The following is a 23,218-nucleotide window of genomic DNA, read 5'->3' on the forward strand; positions in this document are numbered from 1 at the left end:
CGCGCCCGATTTCCCGCTCAGAGCAGGCAAATGTGCGGCGGCGTGAAACCCTCGATCGCGAGGTGCACGATCGTCCCCCGATCGCCCACGAGAAACCCGTCCGTGAGCTCGTACGCGACATCGTGGAAATCCACCTCGAAGGGCAATTTCACCCGTTCGAGGGGCCTTTTTTCCGGGAGCCCCCTTCCCAGAAACCAGATCGTGCTCCGCCGTCCCACGGCCAGCGTCTCGCTGATCCCGCCCCAGTGGTTGCTCTCCACGGCGCGAATCTCTTCGCCCGACAAGACCGCATTCCCCTCCGGCCAGGGCGCGTACGAGGGCGGCGGCCTCGGCTCGGTTTGGTTCGGCTGCACGTACCTGAGCCAGATCCCGTCCCCCATGACGTTCCCTTCCTCGTTGACCCGCAACGTCGCCTGCGTCGCCGGCGCACGCGGAATACACACGCGCTCCCCGTCCCGGGAGGCGCATTGCAGCATCGTCCCGCCCGCGCCCACGGCGCACACGTACGACCCGCAGATCCCGAGGCCATACAGATCCGCGGTCGTCCGCGTCTTGACGGTCCGCCAAACCCCCTCGCGCGACCGCTCCACCATCACGCCGCCCGCGCCCGCGGCCACGGTCGTGGCGCCGAGGTGGATCAATGCGAAGAGGTCCGCCGAGGTCCCCGTCTGTTCGGCCTGCCAAACCCCGTCGAGCCCCCGGACGACGGCGGCCCCCTTCGAGCCCACGGCGATGTAGGGCTTGTGTTTCCGGAGCTCTTCCGTGATGACCGTCCCGTCCTTGTCATGAGGCGCGGCGACGAGGGCATAGAGGTTCTCCGTCGTGCCCGGGTCCTCCTTTTGCCAGCCCGCCTTCGCGTCCCGCGTGAGCGCCGTCCCGTGGTCGCCCACGACGAGCACCCGCCCTCCGTGGATCATGTGGACGGCGCGCAGCGACTCCGTCGTGCCGCTGTCCTCCCGCTCGAATCGATAGAGGTAGCCCTGACGGGGTCCCCCGAAGTCGGTCTCCGCCAGATGCCGGATCTCGAAGGGTTTGGGATCGTGGCCCAGCGACGGGAGGGGTTGGGCCACGCCGGGCGACGGACCACATCGATCCTCGGAGCTCGCGGGGACGTACGACGATCCACATGCCGGAAGGCCGAACAAGCTCGCGAGCACGAGCGCGCGCGCCGTCGTCATGGCTTCACCTCCTCGGCGTCGATCACGTAGGCCCCGACGAGCCGGGCCGCGTCGAGCTGGCTGCCGCTCCGGTTCCGCTCGCCGAGCTGCGGCGAATCCAGCACCACGAAATGGTCTCCCGCCGGCAGATCGGCCGTGACCTCCACCTCGTATTGCCCCGCGTCCGCGCGCGCGCAGGCGACCGGTTTCCCATGACAACCGCTCCGGATCTCCAGCGCCGGCTGGAAATGCGCCGCCGCGCGCAGACGAATGCGCGCCGGCGCGTCGAGGGAGATCCGATGCACCGAGCCGCCGCCGACGAGGCCACACGAGGCGCGCGCGCCCCCCGACTTCGATTCGAACATTCCGTAGGCGCGTTCGCCCGGACGCACGAGCGGCGCATTCGCGCAGAGCGGCGCGACGAGCGCGGGCTCCTCGGGGCGGACCACCGCGGTCTTCGAGGTGTCGCGATCGACGCGGAGCGTGTACGTCCCCGCCTCGTCCCAGAGGTTTCCATCGACGACGACCCAGTAGGCATCGGGGTCGAGCGGAATTGACAGCGTCGCCTTTCCGCCCGCCCGCGCGGCCTTGCAGCCGATCCCGAAGTGACCCGGCCCCGTTTTGTCCTTTTTCTGGATCTGGATCACGCCGTCGAAGGACGCGGGGACGAATTCGAATCGGTAGCTCGCCGTCTCGCGCACCTCGAAGCCGTAGAGGTGATCGAGATCCTGACCCACGCGCCCGCCGTTCTTGCAGGTCGAGCCGCCGCTATGGTCCGGCGAGCGCGTGTCGCCGCGCGAAACCTTGCCGAGTTCGAGGATCCTCTTCGGTTCGGTGAGGGTCGGCGTATCCGGCGTCCTGTTGAGCCGCGGAATGTTCGAGCAGGCCGAGAGGACGAGGAACAGCGCGGCGAGCAGGGGCGCAGGAGAGCTTCTCATGACGTTTACGTCGCCATGCGACCCGGGACGGGGGCGTTCATTGGCTCTCGCCCACCGCTTCCTCCAGCTCGGCCACACGCGCGGCGAGCTCCGCGGCGGCCTTCTTGGCGGCCAGGAGCTCCGCCTTTTTTTGCGTCTTCTCCGCGTCGGCCCTGGCGCGCGCGACGGCCTCCTCCTGCGCGACCTTCTCGTCGCGCTGCTTCTTCATGGCCAGGAGCTCCACCTCGGCCGCGGCGATACGCCGGTCGAGTTCTTTCACGGTGAGCCGCTCCGCGCTCGATCCCTGACGGAAGAAAGAATCGGCCCATCCGGTCCCGAGCTCGGGCGTCTTGTGCTGGATTTCGCCGAGCTTGCCGTGGAGCGATTTTCGCAGCGCATTGAACTCGTCGACGAGCTGCTTGCGCGAGCCGATGGTCCGGAAATCGGCGATCTTCTGGCTCACGGCCGCCTGCGTCGTGGTCTTTTGATCGGCGCGCTCGACGAGGTCTGCGAGGGCGGCCCCGATCGTCTGGAGTTGCTGGCTCGATGCCGCCTGAAGGGAAGGGGGCCAGTGGCGCATGGTATCGAGCTGCCCGCCGAGGATGGGGCGTTTGAGCTCGCTGGGCCTCTGGCTCCCGAAGTAATGGGCGTACGGCAGGGCGCCGCGGTCGTTCTTCGATTCGATGAGGCTCAGGGCGGCGATGGCGTCGGTCAGGCGATCGAGGTCGTCGTCCACGAATTCGACAGCGGCGTTCGCCGCGAAGCGCTCGCCGCTCAGCGCGAGCTCCTCCATCAAGGAGGCGTCGAGCTTGGGGCGGAAGGCGTCGAGCTCGGGCACGAGCGACGCCGTGAGCGGGTGCGAGAGGAGGCGCCCGCGTGTGTGAAAAAACTCTTCATAGAGCGTGAAAATGCCCGTCCGTGCGACGAGCGTGATGATTCCAGCCATGGTTGGCACGCTAACGCGGCTGTTTCGCGGGGAGCAACACAAAAACGGGGCCGAGGAGCTGCGTCGAGGGTCGACGCAGGATGGGGGGTGGCTGGAGGGGCGCGGTGCGTGACGCGGGGTGGATCCGGGCGGCCGACTGGCTGCGGTCGAGGGCCTTTGGGGCGCGGGGGGCGTCGGACTGGCTTTCGTCGAGGGCCTTTGGGGCGCGGGAGGAGCCGAACTGGCTTTCGTCGAGGGGCGACGTGGGGCGCGGGGGAGGGGACTTCGTTGCGTCGAGCGTGCGCGGCGGGGGTTCGGGCGGGCCCCGGGGACCGGCGGCGTTTTGCAGGCGCGGGAGGGGCGGCGGGCCGTGGGGCGCGAGGCGCGGCGCGGCGGGGCAGGTGGGCCAACAAGGAGTACGGACGTCGTCCACGTGATGCGAGGGCCCGCAGGGGCGGGGGGAAGGCGCGCAGCAGGCGGCGGGCGGATTCGTGCTCACACTTGACACCACACCCGGCCGTATGCCGTATGGACGGCAACATGTCGATGCGCAAGAACCCATACGGTCTGACCCGGGGGGTGTGGCTGCTGGTCGCTCTCTCCGCCGCGCTGAACATCTCCTGCGGGAACTCCAACCCCGAGGTGTTGCGGGACACGACAGGCGCGACGTTCTCGTGGACGTGCGCTGAAGATGGCTCTTTCAACGAGGGCTGCGCGATCAAGCCCCTCGATGCACCGCCGCCGGCGCAGTGCGACAGCGGCAGCGGCGAGAGCGGCAGGGTTTTTTATTCGTATTCGTGGGGTAGGTTCATCGAGATCTGCTCGGTCGTCGGGTTGGACAGCGGCGCGTGGTTCACCGATGCGTCGCTGTGCAGGTTCGTCGCGTGCGACGCGGACGACGAGTGCCCGCAATTTCCGGACGCCGCGTACGCGTGCTCCGCCGGCATTTGCCAGAACGTCGAGCGGAAGGGAGAGATCCGCGATGCAGGGGACGTGGTCACGCTCTGCATGGCCGACGAGCCGCGCCCCTCGGATTGCCGAGCGCAGATCGAAGACCCCGAGGTAGCGGCGCAGTTCCAGCTCGCGCACGCGAGCTGCGATAGCGCGACCGGTGTCTGCAAGGTACCTGCGGATTGCCGGCAGCCCTGAGAGGGTGTTCCACAGGCTGCTGCGCGGCTCGATGCGTCGGTCGGCCTCGCTCGACGTACAGAGTACGCCTCACTCGGCCTCCCTAGCCTCGAGCCGCTCGCGACGCCTGTGGAACACCCTCTGAGAGGTGGCGACCCCCCCCGCTCCGCACGGGTGGGGCCCGCCCGGCTTGTTCTTCGTGCAGCGCTCCTGTCCCTTGCCGCGTGCGGCGGCGAGGAACCCGTTTTCACGAAGCTCTTCACGACCGAGCACTTCGAGTATTCCGTGCAAGAGGGAGCCACACCCCCGTGCGGCGGGGCAGGTGGGCCGAGATGGAGCGCGGACGTCGTCCACGTGATGCGGGGGCCCGCAGGGGCGGGGAGAAGGCGCGCGGGAGGCGGCGGGCGGATTCGTGCTCACACTTGACACAGCATCCGGCCATGTGCCGTATGGACGACAACATGTCGATGTGCAAGATTCGATACGGTCTGACCCGGGGGGGGTGGTTGCTGGTCGCTCTCTCCGCCGCGCTGAACATCTCCTGCGGGGATTCCAACACCAGGGTCGTGCGGGACACGACAGGCGCGACGTTCTTGTGGACGTGCCCTGACGACGAGCGATGCGAGATAGAGCCCCTCGATGCGCCGCGGCCGGCGCAGTGCGGCCGCAGCAACGTTTCTTATTCGTATAGTATGGATAACTTCATCAAGCTCTGCTCGGTCGTCGAGTTGGACGGCGGCGGCTGGTTCACCAACGCGCCGCTGTGCAGGTTCGTCGCGTGCGACGCGGACGACGAGTGCCCGGAATTTCCGAACGCCGCGTACGCGTGCTCCGCCGGCCTGTGCCAGAACGTCGAGCCGACGAGAGGGATCGTCGGGGAGGACGTGATCCTGCTCTGCATGGCCGACGCGCCGCGCCCCTTGCATTGCCGAGCGCAGGTCGCCGTCCCCGAGGTAGCGGCGGAGGTCGCTCGCGCGCTCGCGAGCTGCGATAGCGCGGCCGGTGTCTGCACGGTCCCTGCGGATTGCCGGCAGCCCTGAGGACGTGTTCCGGTGCGTAGCGCCGGGGTTTCACCCTTCCGCAAGGACGTGATTGCGCAGCGTCCCGACGCGCTCGACCTGGACCTCGAAGACGTCCCCCGGCTTCAGGAACACCGGCGGATTGCGCACGAAGCCGACGCCCCCGGGCGTGCCGGTCGCGATCATGTCGCCGGCTTCGAGCGTCATCACCTCGGACAGGATCGCAATGGCGTCGGCGACGCTGAAGACCATGTCCGATGTGTTCGCCTCCTGCATGACCTTTCCGTTGAGAACGCCGCGAAGCACGAGGCCCTTGGCGCCCAGAGGCAGCTCGTCGGCGGTGACGAGCTCGGGGCCGAGCGCGCCGGTGGCATCGAAGTTCTTTCCAATCGTCCACTGGTGCGTGCGCATTTGATAGTCGCGAATCGATCCGTCGTTCAGCAAGGTATATCCAGCGACGTGATCGAGCGCCTGCGCGCGAGAAACGTTGCGGCACGTCTTTCCGATCACGACGACGAGCTCGGCCTCGTAGTCGAAGTGCGTCGACACCGACGGCCGCACGAGCGGCTCCCCATGACCCACGAGGCTCGTCGGATACCGCCCGAAGACGACCGGGTACTCCGGCGGCTTGAGCGCGTTCTCCGCCGCGTGATCGACATAATTGAGCCCGAGGCAAAGCAACTTGCCCGGCGCCGGGAGGACCGGGCGAAACCGGACCTCGTCGTCGCGGAGGAGCGCGCTCGCCGCCGTTCGCGCGACGACGTCCGCAAGCTCTCGCGTGTCATAGGCGGGCGACCGGAGGAGCGCGCCCACGTCCGTCGGCAATCCCGGGAGGGCAGCACTCACATTGACGATCCCGTCCGCGCGGCGTGCGCCGAGGAAAGGTGTTTCGTTCGCGTAGAGCGACGACAGTTTCAAGGTCTACCTCCGAAAGGGCATCGAACGGTGCGCTGGTTCAATGCTTTACACCAGCGGCGACGAGGGCGTCGAGATCGCCGACGATCTTGCCCTCCAGGATCGGCGTGACGGAGACCGGAAGGTCGGTGACGAGCTCGATGCCCTCGCGCTCCGCAGCGTCGAGGAAGCCTTCGAGCCCGGCCAGGCATGCGCCGGGGATGTCATGCAAGACGATGACCGCGTGCGGCTGGGCCAGGCAATCCGCGAGCGCGCGCGCCGCCCAGCCCTTCGGGTCGACCCAGTCGCGCGGGACGGAGGTCCAGAGGACGCAGGAAGAGCCCTGCTCGACGAGGTAGGTGACAGCGGCGCGGCTGAGCAGATGCGGCCCGAGGAGGCCGCCGCCGCCGAACGGCCGAAAGCGCTTGGGGCCCGGGACGAGCGGCAGGAGCCACGCGTCGGTCGCGGCGATCTCCGCGGCGACGGCGTCGGGGCGCGGATCGTCGCCGAGCGGAACCTCGTGGGTGAACGAGTGATTGCCGACGAAGTGCCCTTCGGCGACCGCGCGGGCGACGAGCGCGCGGCCTTCAGGCTCCACGAGATGTTTGCCGAGGACGAAGAAGTGCGCCCGGACGTTTCTTCGCCGCAAGATGTCGAGCACCGCCGGCGTGATCACGCGGTCGGGCCCGTTGTCGAACGTGAGCGTCGCGCGCCTCAACGCGACGTCACCGGTAGGTGTTGTTCGAGGTGTGGTCGCCGGAGAGCCAGCGCGCGAGCTCGCGATGCGCGTCCTTGCGCCGCGCCTCCTCGGCTTCCGGCGTGACCGCCTTCGGGGCGTCGCACGTGAGCTCGACGATCATGTCGTTCGGGTCTTTCACGTAGATCGACCGGCAGTACCCGTGCTCGAGCACGTACGTGTCCGGCGCGCGATAGCCCGCTTTCTCGATGCGCGCCTCGATCGCGCGTTGCGTCTCGGCGTCGACCGAAAGCGCGATGTGGTGGAACGGCGACGCGGGCATCGGCGGACCGAAGATGTCCTGATCGCGGTCGCTGGCGAACTGGAAGAACGCGAGCGCGCTCCCGTCTTCGAGGCCGAAGAAACAGTGGCAATAGGTCCGCACCTCGCCAAAGAGCTCGTCGGCTTCGCACCACGTGGCGACCAGAGGCAGGCCGATGATCTCCTCGTAGAACGCGCGTGTCTTTTCGAGGTCCTTCGAGACGTATGCCGTGTGATGCAGCCGGCTCGGCCGTCGTGCGCTCATGCAATCTCCTTCCTACTCTATCGAAAGGCTAGTTTCGGGGTTCCAGCGGTCAAGCCATTTCGTCGGGACGCGGTGCGTCGAAGACGGTGGACACGTCCGGGCCGCATCAGGTACCGTTCTTCAATGCATGCCTTCCTCCACCTCGACAGGGTCTGGTTTCTTGGTGCAATCGTCAGCCTCGTAGCGCTCGCCTGCGGCACCAGCACCGGGGGGACGACGACCTCGACCGGCGGCGCGGGGAGCTCGACCGGCGGCGGGTCCTCGGGCGGCATGGGCGGCATCGGCGGTATGGGCGGCATGGGGCAGGGGGGGAATCAAGGCGGCGAAGGCGGAATCAATTTCACGAGCGGCAGCGGTGGAGGTGTCCCCGCGGTCGACGTCGACGTCGTCCTCACGGCCGACAACGCCTACAGCTTCGGGTATGGCGACGCCGCGGGCATCACGACATTCATTCAGGGCTCCCGCGCGCAGACGGCCGGCCAGATTTTCAACTGCGGCGAGGGCCCCGAAGCGTACCTCGTGCCCGCCGCCGAGGCCCCTCCGTCCGCGTACCTTTACATCGTGACCTGGGACGACCTCTCCGTGACACAAGGCGTGCTGGGGCAATTTCGTCGCGGCACCGGCGCGCCGTTGTATACCGGCGACGCCCAATTCGAGGCATGCGCGACCGGCATCAACATGCAGAGCAGCCAGACCGGCCCCACGCAAGCCGAGATCAATGAGCAGATCGCCATCTGCAACAGCGGCAGCGGCGACGACGCTACCACGAGCGGAGGCTGGGTGAACGCGGCCGGCGCCGTGACGCCGGGCGCCATCGGAACGCTCGCGGTCGGCGAGGCCAACGATCCGACGCCGGGCGGGACATTTCCCCCCACGTGCCCCACGGGCGCCGCGCCCCCGGACACGGCCAGCATCGACCCGGAAGCGCACTGGATGTGGTATCAGCCCGGCGGCATCGCGAATCCCTTCCAGTCGACGGGATCGAATACGTTTCGCGCATACCTGATTTTCCGGATCGCCGCCGAGGACATCCCGCTCCCCCCCAAATGAGGGCTCGCTGCGCGGCGGCCCTCCCGCTCGGACGTCGCCGAGCAGCCCGCGATCACGACCGGGCACCCCCCGCGCATCCCCGGCGAACGCGAGGCCCCTCCCGCCGCGCGGGCGAGAGGGGCCTCGAATGCGCCGGCCCGCTTGGATCGTCCGCCTCAGGGAGGCGTGATGATGTGGTGCTCGTCGTCCGATGCGCCCGTGGTTGCCCGCTTGCCGAGCCGATCCTCGTACCAGCGACGCGCCACGCGGCCGGCCACGTCACGGCTGCCGAGCCCGAATGCGAGCGCCGCGGCAAGCGCGATCGCCCCGAGCGTCAGCGAGAATGCGAGCGTCACGATCTCCTCGGCGATCTGCAGCTCCCGCAGCGCCATGAACGCGCCGAGCGCCAGGATGCCCGCCCGGATCGCGCCTGCCACGAGCGGACGCTGCGACGTCGTCGGCGTCTCGCCCGGCACGCTCGCTCCGTTCGTCTCCAGCATCCGCGCGCGCACCCAGTTCGCGAACAGGAGCGCCGCGCCGAAGATCACCGCGGCTGCCAGCACGTGCGGCAAGTACGCGATGATCGCTGCGATCCCCGCGGCCACGGCGCCGAGGCGCCACACGTCGGCCGCGTACATCACCACGATGAGCATGGTCACCCAGAAGACGATCGACGCGCCCCAGCGGGATCCCTGCTCCGTTCGGTCCGCTCGCATCGCGATGCCCAGCCTGTCGACCAGCCGGTCGAAGCCCACCCGGTGCAGGAGCGGCCTCGCGATCGAGGCGAGCAGCCTCGCGATGAAATAGCCGACCACCAGGATGGCGAGACCCCACAGGAGATCCGGCAGAAACGCGAGGAAATCGTTCCACGCAGCCCTGAGCCAAAACGTGCTCCGATCCATGTTCGGTCCTCCGACCCGAACGCGAATGCAATGCGCGGACCGGCTCGACGGGGCCCCGTTCTCCGCGCGCTCGACGCCGTTCGTCCGGCGAGCGCGGGAAAACCAAAAACCATGGATCGACGTGTCGTCAGGAGTGCGGCGCGGCGGGCACGGGCGGAGGCGGCTCCTTCGCCGGCATGTTCCGGCGAATGTAGAGCGCGACGCCGGCGCCGATGAGCGCGGCCAGCACCACCGCGAGCACCCAGATCGCCGTCGCCGGGCTGCCTGCGGGTTCGGGGCGCGAGGACACCTTGGCCGACGAAGGCGCGCTGTGCGGCGCCGAATGCGGTACGACGAGCGCGGACGGCGGGGGCGGGCGCGGGCTCACGGGGCCGAACGGAGACACGAGCGCCTCGGGCGGCGCGGGGCGCTCTCCCGGGGCGAGCGGTTTGGCGCGTCCTGGCGAGATTCGCACCGTCGGCATGCGCCGCGGATCGACGCTGCTCGCGATGGCGACCTTGCCTGCGGTCTCCGCGGGGTTCGGCACGTGCGCCGCGGGGAGCGCCGTGGGGCCCACGTAGGCACGCGCCTCGCGCTCCCCGCCACCGACGAGGACGTTTGCCTGGTTCGGAGGGGCCGAGGGCCTGAGCACGGGAGGAGGCTCGGGCGACCCCCCCGCCCCGAACGAGGGATCGACGAGATCGCCATCGTGCTCCGAATCCGAGGGTCTTCTCGCGCTCATGCGTCTCTTCACGCACCCCCTCGTCGCCGCGCTCCGCGGCGGCGCCATCTCGTCGACGGAAGGACGGGGGCACTTTTTGCGTATCCCAGGCCCGTGAGGCCGCCAAGGGGGTATCGCGCGCCTTGCGCCACTTTCCGCCTGCGCCGCTCCCGGGCCTCGCGGGCAGGGCTTTCGCGCGTGCGCATGGGACGACAGCCAACGCCGGCGGGATCGCGTGCGCCCTCTCGTCAAGCTTCCGTTGATTTTTGCTCGCGTCCCTTGCACTCTGCGTTCTGGCGTCGCGTGGCGCCCACGCCCGCATCGGGCATCTTTGCTCGGTGCGTCGTGGGGGTCGCCGGGGCGCCGCGGCAGCGCGAGCTTGCCGCTTTCGGAGCGTCGGAATCCACGGACATGAACCCGCTCGTCCCCGACTTCATCCTGTACCAGGACACGAGGGGGAGGACCGAAGGCAACTTCGCGGCGGCGGCGCTCTTCATCGACATCCCGGGCTTCACGAACCTGACGGAGAAGCTCTTCCCGCACGGCCGCGAGGGCGCCGAGATCCTCGCCGGCACGCTGCGCTTCTACTTCGACCCGCTCATCGGCGCGGTGCACGGGCTCGGCGGGATCATCGTCGGCTTCGCGGGCGACGCGTTCACGGCCGTCTTCCCGCACTCGACGGGGCGCAACGTCGCCGAGCACGCGCTCGCCGCGGCGCTCAAGATGCGGCAGTTCTTCTTGAACCGCGCCGTCCGCGCGACGCGCTTCGGCACGTTCCCCTTCTCGTACAAGGTCGGCCTCTCGTGGGGCGCCGTCGAGTGGGGCATCGTCCGCACCTCGCCCGAGCGCGCGTACTGCTACTTCCGCGGCCCTGCGATCGACAAGTGCGCCTCGATCGAGCACCACGCCGAGAAGGGCGACATCCTCATGGATCTCGCCTTCCAGCAGCGCATCGCGGGCCGCGCCGTCACGCCCATCGCCGAGGGCGTGCTCAAGCTCGCGGACACCTCCGATATGCCGCTGCCGCCCGTGCCGCGCGTCCGCCCGCAAGGCGAAGGCGCGCACTTCGTCCCGCCGGGCATCCGCGACATGCCGCCGCAGGGCGAGTTCCGCCACGTCACGAGCGTCTTCGTCTCGTTTGATCAGATCCCGAGCTTCGAGGATCTGATCAAGCTCGTCGACGTCGAGGCGAGCCGTTACGGAGGCACGTTCACGGGCGTCGACTCGGGCGACAAGGGCATCAACTGCCTCATCCACTTCGGCGCGCCGATCACGCACGAGAACGACACCGAGCGCGCGCTCGACTTCGCGCTCGGCCTCCGCAAGAACGCGCCGAAGGGGATGCAGATCCGCGCCGGCATCACCCACGGCCTCCGGTACGCCGGCTTCAACGGCGGCACCGAGCGGCAGGAGTTCGCGTGCCTCGGCCCCGCGACGAACCTCGCGGCGCGCCTCATGATGAGCGCGCCGTGGAAGGAGCTCTGGTGCGACGGCGAGGTCTCCGGGCGCGCCCAGGGCACGCACCACTTCAAGCCCGCGGGCGATCACCTCTTCAAGGGCTTCGAGCAGCCGATCAGCGTCTACGTCCTCGATCGCAAGCGCGTCGCCGTGCAGCGCGAGTTCCTCGCCCGCGGCCTCGTGGGGCGCGAGCAGGAGCTCAAGGACCTCACCACGCACCTCGGCCCGATCTTCGCCCGCGAGAACGCGGGCATCGTCTACGTCGACGGCGAGCCTGGCCTCGGCAAGAGCTTCCTCGTCGACACGTACCGCCGCAAGCTCGAGGACAACAAGAAAGAGCGCCCGCTCCTCTGGATCGACGCGCGTTGTGATCAGACGCTCCGGTCGAGCTTGAACCCCTTCGAGTACGCGCTGAAGGAGTACTTCGTTCAGTCGTCGGCGACGGGCCGCGAGGAGAAACACGTCAACTTCGACGACGTCCTCGATCTCTTGATCGACCGCCTCCCGGACAGCGAGGCTTCGCTCAAGCGCGAGCTCGAAAAGGCCCGCAGCGTCTTCGCCGCGATGATCGGCATCCGCTGGGACGGCTCGGTCTACGAGCGCATGGATCCCAAGCTCCGCTTCGCCGGCACGCTCGCCGCGCTCTCGCTCTGGCTCCGCGCCGAGAGCCTCCTCCAGCCCGTGATCTTCCACCTCGAAGACGCGCACTGGGCCGACGGCGACTCGCTCGAAGCGGTCAGCCACGTCGCGCAGGCCGTCAAGGATTGCCCCGTCGCGATCCTCTGCACCTGCCGCAACAACGACGACGGCAGCCCCTTCCGCATCGAGCTCGACGAGAACGTCCCGCAGCACGCCGTCACGCTCGGCCCGCTCTCGCGCGAAAAACTGCGCGAGCTCGCCGAGGGCCTCATGGGCGGCCCCGTCTCCGAGGTGCTCGCCATGTTCCTGAGCGAAAACGCGAACGGCAATCCGTTCTTCGCGCAGGAGATCATGACGTACTGGCTCGAGGCGAATCAGCTCGCGGGCAAGAAGAAGGAGAAGGAAGACACGGGCGTCTCGACGCCGAGCATTTTCCTCCTCCCGAATGACGTCAACAGCCTGCTCATCGCGCGGCTCGATCGCCTCGAACCCAAGGTCAAGCGTGTCGTCCAGGCCGCCGCCACGCTCGGCCGCGAGTTCGATCTGCGCATCCTCTCGCGCATGATGGACGACGACCCGCACCTGCCCGAGCTCGTCCGTGTCGGCGAGGAGCAGTGCATCTGGTCGCCGATGAGCAAGGGCCGCTACCGCTTCAGCAACGTGCTCTTGCGGAACGCGGCCTACGAGATGCAGTCCCGCGCGCGCTTGCAGGAGCTGCACCGCCGCGCGGCCGAGGCCATCGAGGTCGCGCACGAGGACGACCTCACGGGTCAGCTCACCGCGCTCGGGCGCCACTGGCAACGCGCCGGGCAACCCAAGCGCGCCCGCTGGTACTTCCTCGCCGGCGCGCGCAAGGCCGCCGAACGTTACGCCCACGGCGAGGCCAAGCGCCTCTACCGCGCCTACTTCAAGCTCACGACCGAGCCCACGCTGGAGAGCGTCGTCGTGCGCTACGAGTTCGGCCGCGACGTCCTCGAGCTCCAGGGCCGGCACGAGGAGGCCATGCAGGAGCACGTGCGTGTCCTCGACGAGGCGCAGAAGCTCGGCGATCGCGCGTCCGAGGCGCTCGGCCTGCTCGGCCTCGGCCGCGTCAACTGGGCCACGGGGCGCATCGAGAGCGCGCGCGCCTTCTATGAGCAGGCGCTCACGACGGCGCGCGAGGCGCAGAGCTTGTGGAACGAGGGGCTCGCGCTGAAGAGCCTCGCGGTCTTGCACAAGGAGCAAGGCCGGTTCGAGCTCGCGCGCACCTTCTTCGAGCAGGCCCTCGACATCGCGCGCAAGGTCGGAAATCGTCGGGACGAGGGCAAGATCCTGGGAGACCTCGCCAGCTTGCACCACCAGCAGGGCCACGTGAACGAGGCCGTCGCGCTCCAGGAGCAGGCGCAGGCCATCGCCCGCGAGCTCGGCTGAGTTCAAACGATCGCTGTCCCGACGCGGCGCCTGTGGGCTCGGGGGCGACCATGTGCGCTGCTCTTGCCAGGGGCGCCCCTGTTCGCCGAAGATGACGGCCCCTCGAGCTTCTCCCGACGACGACGATGGAAGGGCAGCAGAGTCCGCCGATGCCTTCGACGCCCGCGCCCTCCCTCAGGCGTGGGCTCCGTGGATCGCGCGTCCTGTCCGGCCTCTTCGCGGGGGCCATGTCGGGCACCCTCGTCGCCACGTTCAGCATCACGCTCGCGGCGCTCATTTTCTCCGGCAATCTGACGAGATACCTGCCGGCGGGCATCGGCATGGCCCTCGCGGGATCGGCCATCATCGGCGCGATCGTCGCCCTTGGCAGCTCCTACCGCGCCGTCATCGCCGCGCCGCAGGAGAACACGGCCGTCGTCCTCGCCCTCGTCGCCTCGGCGATCGGCAGCCGCATCACGGCCAAGGGCGGCGATCCTTTCCCCACGATCGTCGCGGTCTGCTCGCTCTCGGCGCTCGTCACGGGGGGCCTCTTCCTCGTCCTCGGCGGCCTTCGCCTCGGCACCCTCGTCCGCTTCATCCCGTATCCTGTCGTCGGCGGGTTTCTCGCGGGCACGGGATGGCTCCTCTTCACGGGATCCATCTCGGTCATGGTGGGCACCGAGTTCTCCCTCGCGTCCTTGCCGCTGCTGCTCCGCGCGGATGCGATCGTCAACTGGGTCCCGGGCCTCACGCTCGGGCTCTTCTTGACGATCCTGCTCCGGCGCTACCACCACTTCCTGCTCTTGCCGGGCCTGCTCGTCTTCGCCGTCGCCATGTTTTACGGCGTCCTGTACGCGGCGGGCGGCACGGTCGCCGAGGCCCTCGATCGCGGCATGCTCCTCGGCCCCTTCCCGAGCGGCGCCCTCTGGCCGCCGATGGCGCCGTCCGAGGCGCTGCGCATCGACTGGGCCGAGATCGGCGCGAATGCGGGCAACCTCCTCGCGGTCACCATGCTCGCGACGATCTCGATCCTCCTCAACGCCTCGGGCCTGGAGATCGCGACCGAGCGCGAGATCGACCTCGATCGGGAGCTCCGCGCGACGGGCGTCGCGAACCTCGCGGCGGGCCTCGGCTTCGGCATGGTCGGGTACCTCTCGCTCAGCGAGTCGACCTTGAACCACAAGGCCGGCGCCGAGAGCCGCATCGCGGGCATCCTCTCCGCGGGCATCTGCGCCGCGGCCCTCTTCTTCGGCGCCTCGGTCTTCTCGTACTTCCCGAAGCCCGTCCTCGGCGGCTTGCTCGTCTTCCTCGGCGCGGGTTTCCTCCTCGAAACCCTCTACGACTCCTGGTTCCGCCTCCCGCGCGTCGAGTACGGCCTCGTCGTCATCATCCTCGTCGTCATCGCCTGGATCGGCTTCCTCCCGGGGATCGGCGTCGGCATCGTCGTCTCCTCCGTCCTCTTCGCGGTCAACTACAGCCGCATCGACGTCATCAAGCGCGCGGCGGTCGGCTCTGACGTCCGCAGCAACGTCGAGCGCAGCGCCGGGGACGAGCTCACGCTGGAGGAGCGCTGCAGGGAGCTCTACATCCTCCAGCTCCAGGGCTACATCTTCTTCGGCACCTCGTACTCGCTGCTCAAGCACGTGCACCACCGCATGCTCGGCGACGATCCCGCCACCACGCGGTACGTCTTGCTCGACTTCCGCCACGTCGACGGCATCGACTCTTCGGCGGTCCTCTCCTTCGTCCGCATGCGCAAGCTCGCAGGATCGAACGGCGTCACGCTCGTCCTCACCGACCTCCCGAGCGCCGTCCGCAACCAGCTCGAGCGGGGCGGGTTTGCGGATGGATCGAAGCGCGTCCGTTTCTTCCCCGACCTCGATCATGGCCTCGAGTGGTGCGAGAACGAGGTCTTGCGCGCTGCGCCGCCGAGCATGCTCCCGCCGACGAAGCTCGTCGACGAGCTCGAAAGTGTCTTCCGCACCCGCGAGTTCGTCTCTGGCTTCCTCGAATACCTCGAACGCGTCGAAGCGCCCGCGGGCTACCAGATCTACCGCCAGGGCGACGTCTCCAAGGACCTTTACCTCATCGAGTCCGGCGAGCTCACGGCCTGGCTCGAGCTCGACGGCGGCAAGACCAAGCGCCTGCGCACGATGGGACCGGGCACCGTCGTCGGCGAGTCGGGCCTCTACCTCGGCACGCGCCGCTCGGCCACGGTCGTCACCCTCCGCCCCACGGTCCTCTATCGCCTCTCGCTCGGCGCACTCGAGCGCATGACGCGCGAAGCGCCGCACCTCGCGGCTTCGTTCCACCAGTTCGTCGCTTGCCTGCTCGCCGAGCGGATGGTCCTCGCGACGGGCGCATCGAAGACCCTCTTCAATTGAGGCGAAAGCCCCGGGCGCCATGAACATCCTCCCGAGGCTCCTCTGCACTGCGACGATGGCCGGGGCGCTCCTCGCGCCGCGCCTCGCGTCGGCCGACGGCGCGCTCCGTACGGTCCTCGTCATCGACGCCTCCTCGTCGATGCGCGGCACCGATCCCAAGGAGCTCCGCAAGGTCGCGGCCGAGCTCTTCGTCGACCTCACGCGCAGCGGCGACGAGCTCGCGGTCGTTGGCTTCGACGGCGCCGCGCGCGACGCCATGGCCTCCCTCGTCGTCGTGCGGACCCCCGACGATCGCGCGCAGAGCAAGCGCGCCGTCCGCGCCGTCGGCAACGACGGCAACTGGACCGATTTCACCGCCGGCCTCGAAGGCGCGCGCCGCCTCCTCGAAGCCAAACCTCGCGCCCCCGGCGACCAGGACCTCATCGTCTTCCTCACGGACGGCCGTTGTGATCCCGACCCGCAAGGCCCGCTCGCAGAGACCACGCGCGCGTCCGGCGGCAAGGCCCGCGTCGAACAAGTTTGTCAGGCCAAGGTGCTCGACGACCTCGTCCCTTCCCTCGGGAAAACCCGCATCTACGCCGTCGGGTTGTCCAAGAGCGCCCCCCGCGCCTTCCTCGACGACCTCGGCCGCCGCACGGGGGGCATCGGCGTCGCCACGGACCGCCCCGACGAGCTCCCGCGCCTCTTCGCCGACATCTACGCCCGCCTCTTTGGCAGCCGCCTCTCCGAGGGCGCGTCTGCGCCTTCGATCTCCATCCCGATCGACGAAGGCGCGAGCTCGCTCGACCTCGTCCTCGTCGGCCCCCCGAAGCTTGGCATGCGCCTCTTCGACCCGAAGGGCGCGGAGGTCTCCACCACGGGCGATCGTCCCGGCGTGTATTTCTCGGACAACCCTGCGTACCGCCTCCTGCGCCTCGACGCCCCCGAGCCCGGCGCCTATCGCCTCGACGTCTCCGGCGGCGGCACCGGGGGCCGGTATGCGGTCCTGCAGAACCTCGATTTGCACCTCACGTTCCCGGGATTGCCCGAAGTTTTCGAAATTGGCAAAAGCGCCACCCTGAAACTCCGCCTCGCGACCCCGGGCGGCAAAGCCCCCTCGAAAACCTTCCTCGACCGCCACGCGTTTTCCCTCGCGTCCGTGGAAGGCGTGAATGCCTGCGACGACGCGGCCCTCGCCTCGGCCGCTCCCGTGCCTCTCCGCCCGCTCCCGGACGGCTCGTTCGAGGCCACGATCACGCCCTCGAAAAAAGGCGCCTTGTGCCTCCTCGGCCGCATGAGCCCGGGCGAGTCGGGCGTCCTCACGCGTGAGGCCCAGAGCGCTGCGCTCCGCGTCATTCCCCCGATTCACCTGAAAGCCGCCGTCGCCACCCCGTTTGGCGTGGTCAAACAGGACGGTCGCGCCGTCGCCATCATCTCCCTCGAAGGCAGCGATGTCGGCGAGCTCATCTTCGCCGACATCGAGCACGAGCACCTCGAGAACGAGGGCAACCGCGAGGGTATGTCGCTTTCGCATCGCGACCTCGAGATTGGCCCTGCCACGAAGAAAGAATTCGGCATCAACCTCGCCGTCGGCCGCGACGCGCCGCCGGGCCCGCGTGAGGTCACGCTCCGCCTCGTCCCGAAGAAGCCCGTCGGCTTCGAGGATCGCGCGGTCACCGTCCGCGTCCCGGTGACGATCGTCCCGCTCACCTTCTGGGAGCGCCACGGCCGCAACATCCAGCTCTTTCTCGTCGCCTTCTTCACCTTCTTCCTCGTCATCGGCCTCATGCTCCCGGCGCGGTTCCGGCGCACGGCGATCCTCCATTACGAAGATCGCCGCGACCCCGATCTCCCGCGCCAGGCCAAGTTCCCACTCGGGGCGAAGGCGCGCGCGGGCCTTTATCGATCGGCGCGCGTCACCATCGGCCCGATGGGCCCCATGCCGCGCGGCGGCGTCGTCGAGCTCCGCGCGGGCCCCGGCGGCGCCGTCCTCGCTCGCCCTGTCGCGGGCAAACGCGCGACGGAGCTCCCGCGCGAGGACGATTTCGGCGCGGGCGAGCCCCGCGAGCCGCGGCTCGTGAATGGCTGGTTCCGCGTCTCGCCGGGCGTGAAATACGCGATCGAAGGGACGGGGCTCGTCTTCTGGTGGAGTCCGCGCTGAGCTTCAGGAGGTCTCACGATATGAACCGAAGGGTCTTGGCTGGCTTGTTTCTCCTTTCGATGACCGCCGTGGCATGCGGCTCGGAGGGCGGCGGAAGTGGCGGCAGTGGAAGCGGCGGGAGCGGCGGGAGCGGCGGTGACGGCGGGAGCGGCGGTGACGGCGGGAGCGGCGGCGCGGATCCCTTCGCCCAATGCGAGGGCCGGCCCTACACCGCGACGGTCGTAGCTCCCACGGACGGCGCCACGGACGTCCCCGTCGACGTCAAGATGCGAATCGCGTACTCGGACGGGATCCCCGATCGGTTCGAGCGGGTGACGGGGCCTGGAGACATGTTCGTCGCGTCGAAGGACTTTGGCTCCGATGCCATGGGGGATTACACGATCTACGAGCTCTCCCCGGCGACCCAGTATACGTTGACGGCGGGGTGGTTCTGCGTGATCGGCGGCGGCGCGAACCAGAAGGAGTACGTGCTCGCCACCTCGACGTTCACCACCGCGCCCTGAGCGCGGAAAACGGCGCCCCGACCCGCCCGGCGGCGATCCTGAAAGCTCGAACCGGCGGACGACCTGTCCTCGCCGAAAAAACGGCTCCGTTTTTTGTCGCCGGACCCATCCCTTTCGAAAAACGGGAGCCGCACCGGCCACACGCTCCTTCCTCTCCAGGCCGCGCCTCGCCTCGGCGGGCCACGGACCGGTCGAGCGCCCGTTCGTGTCGTCGTTTTTTGGAAACGACCCTCCCGCGGCGGACCGAGGGGAGGCGCGTCCGCGCGAAGAAGCGTCGCTCGGCGACGGGGGGAGGCGTTTGTTCGGGAGGAAGGGTCCTCGGCGGGATCGGACGTCCGGCGAGCGCCGGAGGGTGCGTCGAGAGCCTTATGTTTCCCCGGTTCCGCCGCTGCCGTTGCCTTTGGCCGGCGCTCGCGTCGGGGATGATCTCGCCATGGCGCGCCTTCCAGAGCGCGTCGTAGAGCGTGTCGGCCTGCTCTTCTTCGGGGGGTGATCGGGGGGCTGCCTCGTCCTCGCGGCGGGTCTCTCGCCACGGGACGACCGTTCGAGTTCGGCGAGGAGGGGCACGACCACGATCGTCACGACCTCCCCGAGCGGCCCCCGCTCCGGCATCACCTGCCCGTTCGCCGACGCGTTCACGACGGCGCCACGCGCGCCGCCGGAAGATTACCGCTTTCCACGCGCCTCTGGTACGCTCTGCGCCCCCCGCTTTCGGGGCGCCTGGGCAGCGGCACAGAATCATCGCATCCAACGACGATGATAACATCGAGGTGAAATATGACGACGAATCGAGAGCTTGGTTTTTTGTGGTCGCTCAAGCAGAAGTGCAATGTCGACAAATTGCCGACGCTCGAGGCGTTCGATGGCTATCTGAAGGCGATTCTCACATGCGCCAACGGAGACGGCAACCTGACGCCCGCTGAAAGAGAGTGGGTGCTCGGGCATGGGTCTGCGCTGGGCGCGCTCGACTCGTTGCTGGACGAGCTCAAGACCTACAAGGCCGACGAAGACATCGAGAAGCTGCTCGCCCGGAGCCCGCAGGCGGATGCTTCACGGCGCGTCCTCATTTACGACGCGATTCGAGCTTGCAGCGCCGATGGAGAATACAACGACCGGGAGAGGGCCACTGTGCGCAAGATGGGCACGAAGCTCGGGATCTCCGAGGATCTGATCCGCCAAATCGAAGAAATCGCCCTCGAAGAAGCCCGGCTGTGGGAGCGACGGGTGAAGCTCGTGTATCCGGCGGGGACGCCTCCGTCGTTGCGCGCGGACACCTCCTCGTCAGACCCGGCGTGAAACCCCCGGCGTGACGCCGAGGGGACCCCCCTTGTGCGTCGGGATACTCCCGAGGAGCTTCCTGCAACAGGGAAACGCTTGGGAGCGATGGATACGTATCCCTCGAAGAGGGTGCGATCGATCCCGAAGAGCGTGAACGGTTCGAGGCGCACGTTCTGAACGCCGCCGCCTGAAAAGTTCCGCTTTCCACGGCTCTTCCGTCTCTGGTACGCTCTGCGCCCCCCGCTCTCGGGGAGGGGAAATCGCATGCCGCTCAGCGAAAAGAAGATCGCCCCCGCGTTTTTCATTGGTCTCGGGGGCGCGGGAGGCGCCATCGTCGACGAGCTCGCCCGCAAGGTGAAGCAGGAAGACTCGTTCGAGCGATACAAGGACCTCGTTCACTTCTTCGCGTTCGACACCGACGCCGACGACCTCGCGCGGCTCGTCTGGATCGACGCGGCCCACAAATTCGTCCTCTCGGACTTCGACAAGCCCGAGTACGTCGAGCTCAAGCGTGGAAAGCTCCACGCCAAGGCCGATCCCCTCTTCGAGCAGTGGTGGCCCGCGTGGTACCAGCCCCGCGCGCACCGCGGCAAGGGCGCCGGCCAGATCCGCATCGAGAGCCGCCTCTCGCTCTACCACCACCTCGAAAACGATCGCGCCAAGATCCTCGAAACCCTGGAGAAGGCGATCCGGCGCGCCTACGACGTCCACAACCCCTTCCGCGCCAACAAGGCCGCCAAGATCCACATCTATGCCTCCCTCGCCGGCGGCACCGGCTCCGGCGGCTTCGCCACGATGGCACTCACGGTCCGGCGCCTCCTCGGCGGCCAGCGTGGACATCGCATCATCGGCACGTTCGTCCTGCCGAACGTCTTCCGCGGCAAGGGCCTGCCGCCGAACCAGTTCGACAAGATCATGTCGAATGGCTACGCGGCCCTCCAGGAGCTCGAGCTCCTCCAGAGCGCCGGCCCCGCCGCGCCCGTGGAGTTCCACTACGACCCGGACAACCCCGAGCGTGTCCTCGTCGATCGGCCTCCGTTCGATCAGGTCTATCTCGTCGAGGAGAAGACCGAGAGCGGCGTCGTCCTCGCCGACTCGCAGGAGGTCTACCCTGCGATCTCCGACGCCGCGCACGCGCAGATCTTCACCTCCATCCTCGATCGCGAGGGCTCGACGCTCGACAACGACACGCGCGAGCTCATGCAGCTCGACGAGCAGGCCTTCACGAAGTCGTTCGGCTCCTTCGGCATCGGCGCGCTCGTCCTGCCCGTGGAGGACGTCCTCGAACACGCGGCGTTGAAGCTCGGCGCGGAGCTCTTGCTCGCGGCCGTGCCCGGGGGCAGCGCGGCCCTCGGCGACGGAGCCGATCTCGACGCGGCAGATCTTGCCTTCGTCCGTGGCCTCGAGAGCAAGGCCGAAGGCAAGGGCGAAGAGTCCGAGCCGTATCGCCGCGCCGTCGAGTGGGCGCGCGGCGGCGGCAGCGGCGGCGAGGGCACGATCGGCGCGTTCCTCCGCCGCACGCGCGAGGACGTCGCCAAGCGCATCGACGAGGCCATCAAGCTGCGCGGCTGGGACGAGGCCGAGCTCTCGGCATTCGAGCGTGATCCCGAGCGCGTCCGCTCCGAGACCGCGCAGGCCTTCGCCGCGCTCAAGGTCCAGGTCGGCAAGAGCGAGGACGCCGCGCGCGAGCGGGCACGCGAGGCAGCGCTGCGCGTCGCGGCCGAGTCCGGCGAGATCGCGCTCACCGAGCTCGCGAAGGACAAGGGCCCGACCGAGGCGCGCTACTTCCATGCCTTGCTCCGGCAGGCCGTCGCGGCCGAGCAGGAGACCGCGCGCAAGGCGTACGAGCGTGGCCTCGTCCTCACGGACGGCCGCCTCGGCGAGGACTTCAAGCGCCGCGTCGACGAGCTCGCCGCGGCTGCGCCGGAGACGCTGCTCGAAAAACTTCCGGGCCGGGAAAACGATTACTTCGAGGTCGCCGCCTCCTTCGCTGGCTGGTACCGCGACGTGCTCGACGGCCTCCGCGCCCGCATTCGCGCGAATGCCTTGATCGAGTACTTCTCGGCCGTCCTGCGCGAGCTCGATCGTCGCCGTTTGTCGAGCTTCCACTTCTTCGCGCGGGTCGATCGTATCCAGCGCCGGCTCGAAGAACGCGCGGCCCGCATCGTCGCCGCGGGCGGCCGTCGGCACGAGGGCGGAGACGCGAACCGCTACGTCCTCGATGTCGAAGTCCTCCAGGATCACCGCACCGGCCATCGCCTGTGGGATCACCTCTATGCGCGCCTCGTGCGCCCGAGTGATCTCCAGCTCTCGGGCGCGCTCTCGCGCCTCGCGTCGGTCGCGAGCCAGGGCGGCGCCGAGCAGGATATCGAGCGCCGCATCATCGACGATCTCGTCCAGCTCGCCTCCGCCGCGCTCCGCGGCCGCATCGCGGGTGGGCTCGAAGAGCGCGGCCTTCGCATCGACGAAGAGCTCCGTTTCGAGGCCCAGCTCGCCTCGGCCACGCGCAGGCTCGAACGCCGCGGCGGCCCGCTCCTGCCCGCGTCCGATCCGCAGTGGATCGAGGAAGCACGCCGCACGCCCGAGGAGGAGATCCAGAAGTACGTCAAGGACAAGCTCGAATTCGCGGCTGCGAAATGCGCGCCTTTCCTGACGCTCGGCGCGGGCGCGCCGCTTCTGCCCGACAAGGCCTACGTCGTCATGCACGGCGATTACGAGCGCACGCTCGGGCCCATGCTCGCGCACCTCGCCACGCACCGCGTCGATCGTGGCCAGATCGTCGCGTCGGACCACCCGTACGAAATCATCTTCTACCTCGCGCGGCTCGGCTGCCCGCTGCACGCCGTGAAGAGTTTGTCCGACTATGAGCGCCGGTACCGCGCGGTGAAGGACAAGGAGCTCGCCGAAGGCGCGAAGGTGCCGGGTTTGCCCAAGGGCGTGCCGCAGATCCCGCTGCACATCGACCGCAACTGGGAGGGCGCGCCGGACGCGGACACGCGCCTCTTCCGCATCTCGATCGACGGCGTGCGCGAAAACGACTCCAAGCTCGCCTGGACCGAGCGGCTTTCGCATGTCCAAAAGAAGGCCGGCGAGGAGCAGGTCCGCACGGACGACATTCGTGATTTCACGCTCGCCATCGCATTCGGCATCATCCGCCGCGCCGAGGGCGTCTACCTGATCGAGGACCCGGATCTCCCGGAGGACCGCCGCAAGCTCGGGAAATTCCGCGACCAGGCATTTTCGAGTTACCGTGGCCGCATCGACGCGCAAAAGACCTGGGTGCGTCGCGCGTATGCCGCGGCGCTCCTGCGGATCGAGGAAGACCGCAACCTCGCCGAGCTCGTCTCGCTCCTCGCGGTGCACGTCGCCGACATCGAGCGCCTGGTCAAACTCGCCGACGGCGCGGGCGGCAAACCCGAGCTCGATCACCTCGCCCGCGAGCTCGAATGCCTCGCGGGGTTCCGCCGGGAAAAAGGGCTCTGAGGCCCCGGGGG

The 23,218-nt window shown here is 68.8% G+C and carries 17 protein-coding genes; 9 read left to right on the top strand and 8 right to left on the bottom strand.

Annotated features, from left to right (window positions below):
- Window positions 1-17: 17 nt before the first annotated feature.
- The 3 genes from POL67_RS13700 to POL67_RS13710 are packed head-to-tail and all read right to left on the bottom strand — an operon-like array spanning window position 18 to window position 3,020.
- The gene (locus POL67_RS13700; protein WP_271917753.1) at window positions 18-1,178 is read right to left on the bottom strand and encodes a hypothetical protein; all 1,161 of its coding nucleotides are present in this window, start codon (window positions 1,176-1,178) and stop codon (window positions 18-20) included.
- Entirely contained in the window at window positions 1,175-2,095 is a 921-nt protein-coding gene (locus tag POL67_RS13705; protein ID WP_271917754.1) for a hypothetical protein, read from the bottom strand. The genes POL67_RS13700 and POL67_RS13705 overlap by 4 nt, the downstream gene beginning before the upstream one ends.
- A 37-nt stretch (window positions 2,096-2,132) precedes the next feature.
- Entirely contained in the window at window positions 2,133-3,020 is an 888-nt protein-coding gene (locus POL67_RS13710) for a hypothetical protein (RefSeq protein WP_271917755.1), read from the bottom strand.
- Window positions 3,021-3,539: 519 nt separating this feature from the next.
- Here POL67_RS13710 and POL67_RS13715 point away from each other — a divergent pair.
- A complete protein-coding gene (locus POL67_RS13715) occupies window positions 3,540-4,148 on the top strand; it encodes a hypothetical protein (RefSeq protein WP_271917756.1) in 609 nt (202 codons plus the stop codon).
- Between the two features lie 440 nt (window positions 4,149-4,588).
- Entirely contained in the window at window positions 4,589-5,167 is a 579-nt protein-coding gene (locus tag POL67_RS13720; RefSeq protein ID WP_271917757.1) for a hypothetical protein, read from the top strand.
- Between the two features lie 30 nt (window positions 5,168-5,197).
- On the opposite strand, the gene POL67_RS13725 is transcribed toward POL67_RS13720, so the two are convergent.
- From POL67_RS13725 to POL67_RS13735, 3 genes are read right to left on the bottom strand one after another with little or no spacing between them, the layout of a single operon-like run.
- Complete coding sequence (locus tag POL67_RS13725; RefSeq protein WP_271917758.1) at window positions 5,198-6,064, bottom strand: fumarylacetoacetate hydrolase family protein; 867 nt, start codon at window positions 6,062-6,064, stop codon at window positions 5,198-5,200.
- Window positions 6,065-6,101: 37 nt separating this feature from the next.
- Window positions 6,102-6,758 carry a polysaccharide deacetylase family protein gene (locus tag POL67_RS13730; RefSeq protein WP_271917759.1) on the bottom strand — a complete coding sequence of 219 codons (657 nt, stop codon included), beginning with the start codon at window positions 6,756-6,758 and terminating at the stop codon, window positions 6,102-6,104.
- A gap of 7 nt (window positions 6,759-6,765) precedes the next feature.
- Entirely contained in the window at window positions 6,766-7,302 is a 537-nt protein-coding gene (locus POL67_RS13735) for a VOC family protein (protein ID WP_271917760.1), read from the bottom strand.
- Window positions 7,303-7,425: 123 nt separating this feature from the next.
- On the opposite strand from POL67_RS13735, the gene POL67_RS13740 reads away from it, so the two are divergent.
- A complete protein-coding gene (locus POL67_RS13740) occupies window positions 7,426-8,352 on the top strand; it encodes a hypothetical protein (protein ID WP_271917762.1) in 927 nt (308 codons plus the stop codon).
- Window positions 8,353-8,507: 155 nt separating this feature from the next.
- On the opposite strand, the gene POL67_RS13745 is transcribed toward POL67_RS13740, so the two are convergent.
- Window positions 8,508-9,233 (bottom strand): mechanosensitive ion channel family protein, encoded by a 726-nt coding sequence (locus tag POL67_RS13745; RefSeq protein WP_271917763.1) that lies wholly within the window; start codon window positions 9,231-9,233, stop codon window positions 8,508-8,510.
- Window positions 9,234-9,360: 127 nt separating this feature from the next.
- Window positions 9,361-9,954 carry a hypothetical protein gene (locus POL67_RS13750; protein WP_271917764.1) on the bottom strand — a complete coding sequence of 198 codons (594 nt, stop codon included), beginning with the start codon at window positions 9,952-9,954 and terminating at the stop codon, window positions 9,361-9,363.
- 390 nt (window positions 9,955-10,344) lie between these two features.
- Between POL67_RS13750 and POL67_RS13755 the strand changes: the two genes are divergently transcribed.
- The 6 genes from POL67_RS13755 (at window position 10,345) to POL67_RS13780 (ending at window position 23,207) form a co-directional block, all read left to right on the top strand.
- Window positions 10,345-13,440, top strand: coding sequence for a tetratricopeptide repeat protein (locus POL67_RS13755; protein WP_271917765.1), 3,096 nt, complete (start codon window positions 10,345-10,347; stop codon window positions 13,438-13,440).
- A gap of 227 nt (window positions 13,441-13,667) precedes the next feature.
- A complete protein-coding gene (locus tag POL67_RS13760; protein WP_271917766.1) occupies window positions 13,668-15,803 on the top strand; it encodes an SLC26A/SulP transporter family protein in 2,136 nt (711 codons plus the stop codon).
- Window positions 15,804-15,822: 19 nt separating this feature from the next.
- Window positions 15,823-17,943, top strand: a complete 2,121-nt coding sequence (locus tag POL67_RS13765; protein WP_271917768.1) for a vWA domain-containing protein — start codon at window positions 15,823-15,825, stop codon at window positions 17,941-17,943.
- Window positions 17,944-18,002: 59 nt separating this feature from the next.
- On the top strand, window positions 18,003-18,446 hold the full coding sequence (locus POL67_RS13770) for a hypothetical protein (protein WP_271917769.1): 444 nt from the start codon (window positions 18,003-18,005) through the stop codon (window positions 18,444-18,446).
- Between the two features lie 777 nt (window positions 18,447-19,223).
- Entirely contained in the window at window positions 19,224-19,742 is a 519-nt protein-coding gene (locus POL67_RS13775) for a tellurite resistance TerB family protein (protein ID WP_271917770.1), read from the top strand.
- A gap of 246 nt (window positions 19,743-19,988) precedes the next feature.
- Window positions 19,989-23,207, top strand: a complete 3,219-nt coding sequence (locus POL67_RS13780) for a tubulin-like doman-containing protein (RefSeq protein ID WP_271917771.1) — start codon at window positions 19,989-19,991, stop codon at window positions 23,205-23,207.
- Window positions 23,208-23,218 lie beyond the last annotated feature (11 nt).

Source organism: Polyangium mundeleinium, from assembly GCF_028369105.1.
Taxonomy (GTDB): Bacteria; Myxococcota_A; Polyangia; order Polyangiales; family Polyangiaceae; genus Polyangium; species Polyangium mundeleinium.

Excerpts from the sequence above, each read along its gene's own strand:
- POL67_RS13700 (WP_271917753.1), bottom strand. The coding sequence starts at position 1,178 with ATGACGACGGCGCGCGCGCTCGTGCTCGCGAGCTTGTTCGGCCTTCCG.
- POL67_RS13705 (WP_271917754.1), bottom strand. The coding sequence starts at position 2,095 with ATGAGAAGCTCTCCTGCGCCCCTGCTCGCCGCGCTGTTCCTCGTCCTC.
- POL67_RS13710 (WP_271917755.1), bottom strand. The coding sequence starts at position 3,020 with ATGGCTGGAATCATCACGCTCGTCGCACGGACGGGCATTTTCACGCTC.
- POL67_RS13715 (WP_271917756.1), top strand. The coding sequence starts at position 3,540 with ATGTCGATGCGCAAGAACCCATACGGTCTGACCCGGGGGGTGTGGCTG.
- POL67_RS13720 (WP_271917757.1), top strand. The coding sequence starts at position 4,589 with ATGTCGATGTGCAAGATTCGATACGGTCTGACCCGGGGGGGGTGGTTG.
- POL67_RS13735 (WP_271917760.1), bottom strand. The coding sequence starts at position 7,302 with ATGAGCGCACGACGGCCGAGCCGGCTGCATCACACGGCATACGTCTCG.
- POL67_RS13740 (WP_271917762.1), top strand. The coding sequence starts at position 7,426 with ATGCATGCCTTCCTCCACCTCGACAGGGTCTGGTTTCTTGGTGCAATC.
- POL67_RS13745 (WP_271917763.1), bottom strand. The coding sequence starts at position 9,233 with ATGGATCGGAGCACGTTTTGGCTCAGGGCTGCGTGGAACGATTTCCTC.
- POL67_RS13750 (WP_271917764.1), bottom strand. The coding sequence starts at position 9,954 with ATGAGCGCGAGAAGACCCTCGGATTCGGAGCACGATGGCGATCTCGTC.
- POL67_RS13755 (WP_271917765.1), top strand. The coding sequence starts at position 10,345 with ATGAACCCGCTCGTCCCCGACTTCATCCTGTACCAGGACACGAGGGGG.
- POL67_RS13760 (WP_271917766.1), top strand. The coding sequence starts at position 13,668 with ATGTCGGGCACCCTCGTCGCCACGTTCAGCATCACGCTCGCGGCGCTC.
- POL67_RS13765 (WP_271917768.1), top strand. The coding sequence starts at position 15,823 with ATGAACATCCTCCCGAGGCTCCTCTGCACTGCGACGATGGCCGGGGCG.
- POL67_RS13770 (WP_271917769.1), top strand. The coding sequence starts at position 18,003 with ATGACCGCCGTGGCATGCGGCTCGGAGGGCGGCGGAAGTGGCGGCAGT.
- POL67_RS13775 (WP_271917770.1), top strand. The coding sequence starts at position 19,224 with ATGACGACGAATCGAGAGCTTGGTTTTTTGTGGTCGCTCAAGCAGAAG.
- POL67_RS13780 (WP_271917771.1), top strand. The coding sequence starts at position 19,989 with ATGCCGCTCAGCGAAAAGAAGATCGCCCCCGCGTTTTTCATTGGTCTC.